Origin of the sequence: Streptomyces tanashiensis (assembly GCF_014648895.1) — a bacterium.
Taxonomy (GTDB): domain Bacteria; phylum Actinomycetota; class Actinomycetes; order Streptomycetales; family Streptomycetaceae; genus Streptomyces; species Streptomyces tanashiensis.
Genome location: NZ_BMRZ01000016.1, coordinates 178660 through 188527, shown reverse-complemented (window position 1 = coordinate 188527; position 9868 = coordinate 178660). Strand labels below are relative to the sequence as shown.

General features: G+C 71.8%; 10 protein-coding genes. 5 read left to right on the top strand and 5 right to left on the bottom strand.

Annotated elements, in window-relative coordinates; translation table 11 throughout:
• On the bottom strand, nucleotides 1–239 hold a 239-nt coding region (locus tag IE237_RS32940), incomplete at its 3' end, for a hypothetical protein (RefSeq protein WP_189804266.1).
• A gap of 143 nt (nucleotides 240–382) precedes the next feature.
• Here IE237_RS32940 and IE237_RS32935 point away from each other — a divergent pair.
• The 3 genes from IE237_RS32935 to IE237_RS32925 all read left to right on the top strand — a co-directional run bounded on the left by IE237_RS32935 (nucleotide 383) and on the right by IE237_RS32925 (nucleotide 2989).
• On the top strand, nucleotides 383–676 hold the full coding sequence (locus IE237_RS32935; RefSeq protein WP_189805814.1) for a hypothetical protein: 294 nt from the start codon (nucleotides 383–385) through the stop codon (nucleotides 674–676).
• Complete coding sequence (locus IE237_RS32930) at nucleotides 673–2346, top strand: serine/threonine-protein kinase (RefSeq protein WP_189805813.1); 1674 nt, start codon at nucleotides 673–675, stop codon at nucleotides 2344–2346. The genes IE237_RS32935 and IE237_RS32930 overlap by 4 nt, the downstream gene beginning before the upstream one ends.
• Nucleotides 2347–2758: 412 nt before the next feature.
• Entirely contained in the window at nucleotides 2759–2989 is a 231-nt protein-coding gene (locus IE237_RS32925; protein ID WP_189805812.1) for a hypothetical protein, read from the top strand.
• Nucleotides 2990–3405: 416 nt separating this feature from the next.
• On the opposite strand, the gene IE237_RS32920 is transcribed toward IE237_RS32925, so the two are convergent.
• On the bottom strand, nucleotides 3406–3750 hold the full coding sequence (locus IE237_RS32920) for a hypothetical protein (protein WP_189805811.1): 345 nt from the start codon (nucleotides 3748–3750) through the stop codon (nucleotides 3406–3408).
• A 584-nt stretch (nucleotides 3751–4334) separates the two neighbouring features.
• On the opposite strand from IE237_RS32920, the gene IE237_RS32915 reads away from it, so the two are divergent.
• Nucleotides 4335–5147: a universal stress protein gene (locus IE237_RS32915; protein WP_189805810.1), complete on the top strand. Its 813-nt coding sequence runs from the start codon at nucleotides 4335–4337 to the stop codon at nucleotides 5145–5147.
• 279 nt (nucleotides 5148–5426) lie between these two features.
• On the opposite strand, the gene IE237_RS32910 is transcribed toward IE237_RS32915, so the two are convergent.
• From IE237_RS32910 to IE237_RS32900, 3 genes are all read right to left on the bottom strand, one after another.
• Complete coding sequence (locus tag IE237_RS32910) at nucleotides 5427–7055, bottom strand: sensor histidine kinase (RefSeq protein WP_189805809.1); 1629 nt, start codon at nucleotides 7053–7055, stop codon at nucleotides 5427–5429.
• 124 nt (nucleotides 7056–7179) lie between these two features.
• On the bottom strand, nucleotides 7180–7998 hold the full coding sequence (locus tag IE237_RS32905) for an ABC transporter permease (RefSeq protein WP_229843128.1): 819 nt from the start codon (nucleotides 7996–7998) through the stop codon (nucleotides 7180–7182).
• On the bottom strand, nucleotides 7995–8933 hold the full coding sequence (locus tag IE237_RS32900; protein ID WP_189805808.1) for an ATP-binding cassette domain-containing protein: 939 nt from the start codon (nucleotides 8931–8933) through the stop codon (nucleotides 7995–7997). The genes IE237_RS32905 and IE237_RS32900 overlap by 4 nt, the downstream gene beginning before the upstream one ends.
• A 239-nt stretch (nucleotides 8934–9172) precedes the next feature.
• Between IE237_RS32900 and IE237_RS32895 the strand changes: the two genes are divergently transcribed.
• A complete protein-coding gene (locus IE237_RS32895) occupies nucleotides 9173–9853 on the top strand; it encodes a response regulator (protein WP_189805807.1) in 681 nt (226 codons plus the stop codon).
• Nucleotides 9854–9868 lie beyond the last annotated feature (15 nt).

The following is a 9868-nucleotide window of genomic DNA, read 5'->3' as shown; positions in this document are numbered from 1 at the left end:
AGGTGCTTGCCCTTGACCTTGGTCCAGTGCTCGTTGAGCGCGTCCATCGCCTCGCCGTGACCCGACGACAGCAGACGCTCCATGTGGTTGTTGGCCAGCTGACCGTCATCGGCGAGATCGTCCGCGAACTCCCGCAACGCGTCCGCCATCTCCCGGTAGGCGTCCTCGTCGACGTTGGGCCAGTTCACCCCCACCAGATCCAGCAGCGTGTCAGCCCAGTCCGGCACCGTGACAGCCACCGATCGGCCGGACTGCGCCCCGCACGTAGGGACTTGCCCGGCGCGTCCCGACAACCGCCGGATCACGGCGCGGTCGACCGATAGGGCGCGCCTGGCGGGCCATGGCCGGCCGGACGCCGGCGAACTTCAACGGAGCCGTCGGCGTGGCAGTGCTGACCCGCAGCCCCGTACCGGCCGGTGCCGATGGTCTCACCCTGCTCGGCCAGGTCAGCGCCGGTCAAGCCGAAGAGCGCCGCGTCGGCGGCCGCGCTGAGCAGCGGCGCGACTACGTCTGGCGCCTGCTGGGCGACGGCCAGTGGACGGCGTTGACCGCGATTACGTCTAATGGACCGGTCAGTGCGCGGTCCGGCGCGAAGTCGGCCGCGCAGCAAGCCGATTGGCATGACGAGGGGTTTTACGTGCCGGGTACCATCGAACCTTCGGCGGCGACGCAATGAGGCCGCTGAGGGCTTCCGATCCGGTCTCCTCCGGTCCGTACCGGCTGTTGGCCGAGCTGGGCAGCGGCGGAATGGGACGGGTGCTGCTGGGGGCAGCGCCTGACGGGCGGCTCGTCGCGGTGAAGCAGGTGCACGCAGGCCTGGCCGACGACGACGGGTTCCGCGCCCGCTTCCGACGGGAGGTGGCCGCCTCGCAGAAGGTCTCGGGGGCCTACACGGCGCCCGTGATGGACTCCGATGCGGACGCTTCGACACCGTGGCTGGCCTCGGTGTTCGTGGCCGGACCCTCACTGGGCGCCGCGGTGGCGGAGGTCGGGACGTTGTCCGAGGACCTGGTCCGCCGACTCGCGGCCGGGCTGGCTTCGGCGCTCGCCGAGATCCACCGGGTGGGGCTCATCCACCGTGACCTCAAGCCCGACAACGTCCTCCTGTCCGAAGACGGCGTTCGCGTCATCGACTTCGGCATCGCGCGGACGGCGGAGACGGCAGCGGAGCACCAGGGGGACCTCGGGCTGACCCGGACCGGCCTGGTGATCGGCTCGCCGCCTTTCATGTCGCCCGAGCAGGCCGAGGGGAAACGGCTCACGGCAGCCAGTGATGTGTTCTCGCTCGGCTCGGTGCTGGTCATGGCGGCGACGGGCCGGAGCCCGTTCGTCGGATCGTCGACCCTCCAGACGCTCTACGACGTGGTCCACGCGGAGCCGGACCTGAGCGGCCTACCGACCGGGCTGCGCGAGATCGTGGCCCGGTGCCTGGCCAAGGACCCGGGGGCCCGGCCCACCCCGGCAGGGTTGCTCGGGCTGTTGGGCCCCGTCGCGCCGGTGGGACGGCAGTGGCCACCCGCCGTGTACCGGATGATCGCCTCGCAGCGGGCCGCCATCGACCAACTGCTCGACGGCCCGCAGGACACCGTCGTGGACGCCCTCCGACAGGCGGAGGAGCCGGGCAGGGCCGGATCGACCGAGGTGTCGGACCGGGGCGAGCCGGCTGAGACCGAGGGCTCGGGGCCGCCCCCCAGGCCCCCGATCCCGAAGCGGGACGTGTCGGCCCCGACGGCCGGGGAGCAGCGGGCTGCCCTGCCCACGGAGACGGCCGCTGCCCGAGTGGATCCGCCGCCGGTCCGCACACCCCGCCGGGCCGTGGCGGTGGCCGTCTGCGTACTGGCAGCAGCTGCGCTCGGCGGGACGGCGTACGGTCTGTGGCCCGATGAGGGAACGAGCGCGCCTGCGAAGTACAGGGCTCTCCAGGAATGCGACACACTGGCGGTGGCGCTGCCCCTCCCGCCGCGGGACCGGGACAGCGACCGCCACTCCTCGGCGAGCGGTGAGACTCAGACCGGCTGCACGTGGTTCGGAAGCAGGGTCGGCGGGGCACAAAGCGCTCGGGTCCTGTGGAATCTGCGCCACGAAGACGGTGCCCACGACGCTGCGGCGGTTCAGAGCGAGGCCTTCCGTGCTCTGGCGGCCGGAGGGAGGACGGTGGGCGATCTGGGGTTCGGCGACGAGGCCTTCCGGGGCGCGTCGGACACCACTACCGCCTGCTCCCTCTCCGTCCGGGACGGCAACCTCACCGTTCAGGTCGACCTCGGCAGCGAGATGTTTCCCGCGCCGACGTGCAGTGCCTCCACCGTGGACATCGCCCGCGCCGCACTGAACGCCGTACCTCACTGAGCCACCCGCCCCTTCGCCGTGACCACCTCATGGCATGACCGCGGTCCGGAGGTGGTGGCGGGGGCCAACTGCCAGCAGGTTCGTCGCCGTCGAACTCCCCGACGGCCGGCAGGCGGGCGGCGGCCCGGTCGTAGAAGCGCTACCTGTGCGGAACGGTCCGCCACAGGCCAAAGGGGTGGGAAGCATGAGAACGCTGTGGGCCTGTGGCCTGGTACTGAGCATGGCTGCTTTGGTTGCCTGCTCTGCCGGCGCGACGAACGACACGACACCCACGGCCGCGCCGTCTGCCGTGACTCTCGCCATCAGCGGGCGTCTTTCCGTACTTCTGTCCACCGACGGGAAGGGTCCCGAGGCCGGGAAGCCCTGCACGCCCCCGGCGGACTCCAAGGTCAAGCCTGGGGCGGAGGTGCGCGTGACGGACGAGGAGGGGAAGACTCTCGGTACCCAGAAGCTCCAGCCCGGCCGAGCCGTCGGTTCCACGCTGAAGGCATGCGGCTTCGACTTCTCCTTCAAGGTTCCCGGCGCGGCCGAGAACTACGAGTTCAGCGTCGAAGGCTTCCCGCCGATGAAGTACTCCCGCGAGGACATCCGCCGCGGGCTCTCGTTCTACGAGACGGAGCAGGGCACGCTCGCCCAGCAGTAGGCAGCAGAGCTGCGGTCCCCGAGGTCGCGGACGAACAGCACCTCGCCGCGCAGCCACACCACAGAAGTTGAGCCAGAACCAGAAATGGCTCTGGCTCAACTTCTTTGGAGTCGGCGACCTTGAGCGACGGCTGGCCTGGGCAGATCAGCCGTCGGAACGCACGTCCCCCTACGCCTTCGCCACCTATCTCCCTACCCGCCTCGTGGATCACACCTCGCGTTCCCCTGGTTCTGAAACCTCAGGCAACCTGCCCCTCAACCGGTAGACATCGTGACGGGCGCCCCAGACCAAGCGGTGCAGGAGCGCGGAGAGGTATCCGGGACGAGCCGCCCTCAGCCCAGCCCCAGAAGCTCGCCGGGGAAGGACCGTCCGGAGCCTGAGAGATGCGCGGCCGCTTCCCTTCCCCGCTCCTTCCTTCAATTCCCTGACACCAATGGTGTGAGTACGGGATAGACGTCCCTTGGAGAGAAGAGCGTTCCATGTCCGTCGGGCGGGACGAGCCAGGACAGACCGGTCACCTTCCGGCTGGGGTCGGGCACGGCCAGCCAGGTGCCGGTCGTCAGGTGTCGGGCGGCCCGCTCCAGATTCATGGCGGGCTTGCCTGGCGTCATGAGCAGCACGAGTTCCTGACGCCTGCTGTTGCGAAGCACCGGGCCGGTCGCCGGCTGTCCGTTGCGGGCGACTGCGTTCAGCAGGCTGTGCCCCAGCATCTCCGGGACCGCCAGGGCGTCCCAGAGCCGCCCCGCCGGCAAGAGTGCCACCCCCCGCTCGCTCAGTCTCCACTCACGGAGACACGCGGTGGGGTTGTCACAAGCAGAAGCCAGCCACCGAGCCGACCAGAAGGATGGATTCATCTGCTACCTCGCTCCCGGGATCACCGACGAAGGGGCCGACTATTCCGGTTCAAGAGCTCCGTGGGCAGGGAGGCGAAGCATGGCGGATTGAACCGGCTGATTCTTGTGATCTGTCAGACGTTGTCAAACCTGCTGAGCCCACGTGGGCTGAGACCGCGCAGAGACCCAGGTCCTGAAGTCTCGGTTTCGGGATGCGGTGGGCCGGGCGCCCGGTGGTCTGCGAGGGGGGCTACCGGGGCCTGGTCGGCACGGGTGTACTGCGTTCTCGGACTGGTCCTGGATCGGGTACGGGGCACACGTAACCTGTCCGACCGGCATCTCCCAGGCGTTGGCAGGCCGGCAGACACCGGATCGCTGGGTCACCTCGGGTCCTGACCGCGAGGCCCAAGGGAGCATTCCGGGAGGGGCGCCGTCACGCGGTACGTGAGGAGCGCAGGAATTGCAGCGGCAGGCCTACGGGGCGAGGCTGAGAATCACGGATCGGAGTGGATATGGGCAATCTGGTCGTCGTCGGGGTGGATGGCTCGTCCATGAGCCTCACCGCCGCTGAGGCAGCCGCCGCAGCGGCGGCGCGGCGCGGCGCTGCGCTGCGTGTGGTGCATGCCGAGATCCCGATCAAGCCCAGGCACCAGGTGCCGGACCCGGGTTCCAGGACGCTGGTCGACAAGGCGGCGGCCCACGCCCTCGGGGTGGCGCCGGAGGTCCAAGTGACCAGGGCCGTGGTGACGGGTGACGTGGTACACGTGCTGGAACTTGAGTCGCAGGTCGCTGACCTGATCGTCGTCGGCTCCAGAGGCATGGGAGGCATCGCGGGCCTGCTGCTGGGATCCACACCTGTGTCCTTGGCCGCCCGCAGCCGTTGCCCGGTGATGACGGTCCGTGAGGAGCACCGGACCTCCGTCGGCACTGGGCCTGTCGTACTGGGGGTCGACGGGTCCCCTGACAGTGACGCAGCAATCGACGTCGCTTTCGCCGAAGCCGTACTGCGGCGGGCCGACCTTGTGGCTGTTCATGCGTGGCAGCCGGACAAGTCTTCACCCGGCTCGGCGCCGGAGGCCGCGGAACAGCTGCTGGCCCAAGCGATTGCGGGCCGCGGGGACGCTCATCCGGATGTCGCCGTCTCACGGAACGTGGTGAGCGGCAAGGCGCGCGAGGTGCTGCTCGAGGCGAGCAGGACGGCTCAGCTTGTGGTGGTCGGTGCCCGCGGGCGCAGCGGTCTCGCCGGACTTCTCCTGGGTTCGGTGAGCCAGGCCGTCATGACCCACGCGCACTGCCCGGTCGTCACGGTTCGCGGGACGCCGTGAGTACGAAGCGACCGGAAGACCGGGTACCTGGGTCGAGAGGCGCGTCCTCGTCGCAGGGCGGCGGATCGGCTCGTGGCAGAGGGACCGGACGACACGGCCGCCGGTCTGCTCTCTGACCAGCGGAGCATGACCTCCGGGGAGCAGCGGCGAGCGCTTCGGGGATCAGGTCGGGTGGCCGTGTGTACACCGCCGGTCTCGGCAACTCACCCAGCACGTGCTGGGCCTCGTATCGGTCCCGGCCATGGGGTGGATCTGACGCCCGACAGTAGGTTTCCTGGATCATCCGGACGTACGGCCGCTGTCGGTCGCCTCCCAGGTGTCTTTGGCCACGAGGCGGCCGTCGGTCCAGCAGAGGCGGTAGAGGTCGACCTGGTCGAACAGGTCGCGGCCCGAGCGGTAGAACTCGCAAGCGGCACCCGGCGGTCGGGGGGCGGAACGGGCGTGGTCGGGAGGGTACGGGAAGGCACCGCCCGGGAGCAGATGGGTGAGCTCGGTGCGGGACCGGCCCGGTTCCAGCTCGTCGAACCGGGCCGGTGTCAGCACACCGGTCGTCAGCTGCCAGGCCAGGTAGACAGCGGCCGGTACGAAGAACGCCGCCGCGACGACCGGCGCCGCGAAGGCCGCGATCGACCGGCGGCGTGCGGAGCGCCGTACCGCCGCGTGGCGTTCGGTGGCCTCCTGGGCGGAACCGACGGCCGTGTCGGTGCCGGGTGGCGTCGCCTGGGCAGGGGGCCGGTGAGGGAGGACGGCGGTGACGCGGAAGCCGCCCCGGTGCGGGCCGGTCCGCAGGGTGCCGCCGAGGACCGTCACCCGCTCCCGCAGCCCGGTCAGTCCCCGGCCGCCCATGTCGGCCGCCTGGCCTCCGGACTGCCCGGCCCCGGCCCCGGGCGCGGCCGCGTTCACGACGGTCACGCGGGTGCGGTCGGGCTCGTGGTCGATCGCCACGCTGACCTTGCTGTCCGGGGCGTGCTTCAAGGCGTTGGTGAGGGCCTCCTGCACCACCCGGTACATCCCGCGTTCGACCATCGGCGGGAGCACGGGTACCGCTCCACGCCGCTCCCAGCGCACCGGTACCCCCGAGGCGACCGCCCGGCTGAGGAGGTCCTCCACGGTGTCCTTGACGGGCAGGCCGGACGGGCCCGTCCCCGGGTACGGGCCCGTCCCCGGTTCGTGCAGGACGGCGACGGTCTCCCGCAGCTGCTCGACGGCGTCCGCGATCGTGCCGCGCAGCTCGGCGAGGTCGGCGCGGTCGCCCTCGGTGAGGTCGGGGGAGAGTTCCAGGGCTCCGGCGCGCAGGGCGACCAGGCTCAGCGCATGGCCGAGAGAATCGTGCATGTCAGCGGCGATGTCCGCCCGTTCGGTCAGACGGGCCCGCTCCGCGACGAGGTGCTGCCGTTCCTGCAGGCTCCGGGCCAGCCGCCATCCTTCCCGTACGAGTTCTCGCCGGCCGCGCCAGTGCCGTCCCGCCAGCCACGGCAGCAGGAGGGCGGTAGGCAGCACGGTCAGCGCGTAGAACCACCACACGGCCGGTACCCGCAGCACCGCGCAGGCCGCGATGTCGACGGCGAGGCAGGAGGCGAGCACCAGCAGCGGGCCCCGGCCTCGGGCGACCCGCACACCGAGCAGACAGCTCAGCATGGCCAGCGAGAGGACATGGGCGTTGGCGGGGGTCGCCGCGTCGGCCAGGCCCAGTGCGCACAGCCCGTTGACGAGGAGCACCGCGACCCCGGGCCGGGTACGGGAAAGCGGCACGGCCACGGCCAGCACGGTCAGCGGGAGCAGCAGGTCCATGACCAGCGAGGCCCCGCCCGCGTCCCGGAACCCGTACCCGGTGGCGGCGGCGAGCACGCCCCACAGCGCTCCGTCGATGAGTACGAACCTGACCGGGGGGATGCGAGGGTGCCGCATGGTGCGTGGATGTCCTTCCGGCCGATGACATGGCGTACGTACCCGGTCGATTCTGTGGGACGGGCCCGCCCGGCCGGACGGTGGCTTCGGCGGGCGACGAGACAGGACCGGGACCGACGCCGCGTCAGGCGTCCCTGCGGCGCAGCACGTACAGGCCGATGAGGTGCGCCGCCGCGGTCCAGGCTGCCACGATGAGCACGGCCGTCGCCGAGGAGTACGGGCCGTCGCCGCCGACGCGCAGGAAGTGGTCGCCCGCTCCGTGGGGCAGACGGTCGTTCACGGCCGCGAGCGTGTCGCCGCCCAGCCCCAGGAGCACGCTCGGCAGCGCCCACAACAGTGTGACCAGGACCGACAGCGCGCCGGCCGGGTGCCGCGCGGCGAAGGCCACGCCGACGGTGAGCACGGCGACGAGCCCCTGGTAGACCCCGACGGCGACGGCCTGCCCGAGGGTCGTGCCCGCGTCGAACGAGGCCCGGCCGTCGAACGCCGACCAGGCCACGGCCGTCCCCACCACGGCGAACGCGCCACCGCCGAGGAACGCGACCACGCCCGCCACCAGTGCCTTCGCCGCCTGGACCCGATGTCGCCGCGGCACCCACAACAGCGAGGCGCGCACCGTCCCCGCCGTGTACTCGGAGGTCACCGCGACCACGGCCAGGACGACGAAGACGAACTGTGTGACGACGACGGAGGAGGCCGCCGCGTTCCCGACGGGCTGGACCGGATGCTCGTTGATGCGGGCGATCGAGGCGTAGTAGAAGGTGAAGATTCCGGTGATCACCAAGCCCGCCACGAGGCTGAGGGAGGCGGCCCGGACGGACCACAGTTTCGTCCACTCCGAGGCGACGGCCCCGGCGAGACCGCCGGCCCGGCGCCCTTCCGGCTCCCGCCCGTCGCCCACGGTCCGCCCGCCATCGGCCATCGCCATGGTCGTCGTGCTCACCCTCGTCCCCCGTCGTCGTCGGTGCCCGTCGCGTACTCGACGCTTCGCGCGGTCAGGTCCATGTACGCCTGCTCCAGCGACACCCGGACGTCACTCAGCGCGTGTAGCCGTACTCCGCACTCGTGGGCGAGGTCGCCGACCTCGGCAGCGGTCCTGCCCGCGACGGCCACCGTGCCGTCCGCCGCCGCCTCGACGCTCACGCCGTCCACTGCCGCCAGGCGGCGGACCAGTCTGGACCGCGCCTCCGGATCGGGCACCGAGGCGCGGGCCGACGCCGGCGACGCGGCGGCCAGGAACTCCGCCATGGAGGTGTCGCTCAGCAGCCGCCCCCGCCCGATGACGACGAGGTGATCGGCCGTCACCTGCATCTCGCTCATCAGATGGCTGGAGAGGAACACGGTGCGCCCCTCCGCCGCCTGGTCGCGAACGAGTCGGCGGATCCACCGCACACCGTCCGGGTCGAGGCCGTTGACCGGCTCGTCCAGGATCAGTACGGGCGGGTCGCCGAGCAGGGCGCCCGCCACACCCAGACGCCCGCTCATGCCCAGCGAGTACGTGCCGGCCGGCCTGCGGGCCGCCTTCGCCAGGCCCACCGTCTCCAGCACCTCTTCCACGCGGCGGGCCGGGATGCCGTTGGACCGGGCCTGGGCCAACAGGTGCGCGCGGCCGGAACGGGCCGGGTGGACGGCCCGGGCGTCCAGCATCGCGCCGACCGCCCGCAACGGACGGCGCAGGTCCTCGTAGGGCCGGCCGGCGACCAGCGCCCGCCCGCGCGTGGGGTGGTCGAGGCCCAGGACCATGCGCATCGTCGTCGACTTCCCGGCCCCGTTGGGGCCCAGGAAGCCGGTCACCCGACCGGCACGGACGTCGAACGTCAGGTCGTCCACGGCCAGGGTGTCGCCGTAGCGTTTGGTCAGTCCTCGGAGGCTGATCACGGAAGTAGTTCCTTCGCTGTCGGCCGCGGTACTCGGCGCACGGGACGCGGAGCGCGGCGTACGGCACGTGGCAGCAGCCACGACCCCCGTACGGCAGCGACGCTACGAGCGCCCGCGGCCGACGCCCATGGGCCGAAGGGAAGGGGCGCCCTGCCTTTCGTCGGGGGGCCGCTGCGACCCAGGACGGATCCGCGGTAGCGGCGCCCCGCGCAGCGGTGGGACGACCGTAGGCTCGTCGCGTGGAAGAGACGACACCGCACAGCCGCCCGATCCGGGTCCTGGTAGCCGACGACGAGGCGATGGTCCGGGCCGGCGTTCGCGCCATCCTGGCCCGGGACCCGCACGCCGACGTGGTCGCCGAGGCGGGCGACGGGCGCGAGGCCATCGCACTCACCCGCCGGCACCGGCCGGACGTAGTCCTGCTCGACATCCAGATGCCGGGCCTCGACGGGCTGACGGCGGTGGCGCGGCTTCGCGCGGAGCCGACGCCGGTCGGTGTGATCATGCTGACGACGTTCGGCCAGGACGACTACATCACCAGGGCGTTGGAGGAAGGCGCGGACGGCTTCCTGCTCAAGGCGGACGATCCGAGGGAACTCCTCAACGGCGTACGGGCGGTCGGCGCGGGCGGCGCCTACCTGTCGCCGCGTGTCGCCGGCCGGGTCATCGCCGGGATGCGCGCCCACCGGTCGGCACACCCCCACCGCTCCCTCGACCGTCTGACGGAGCGGGAGCGCGATGTGCTGGCCGGACTCGGCGCAGGCCTGTCCAACGCGGAGATCGCGAGCCGACTGCACCTCGTCGAGGGCACGGTGAAAGCACACGTCAGCGCCGTGCTGACGAAGCTGGACGCGCGCAACCGGGTGGAGGCGGCCATCGCCGCGCACGAGGCCGGCCTGACCCCGCCCAGCCCCCGCTGACCCCACCTGGTGGTT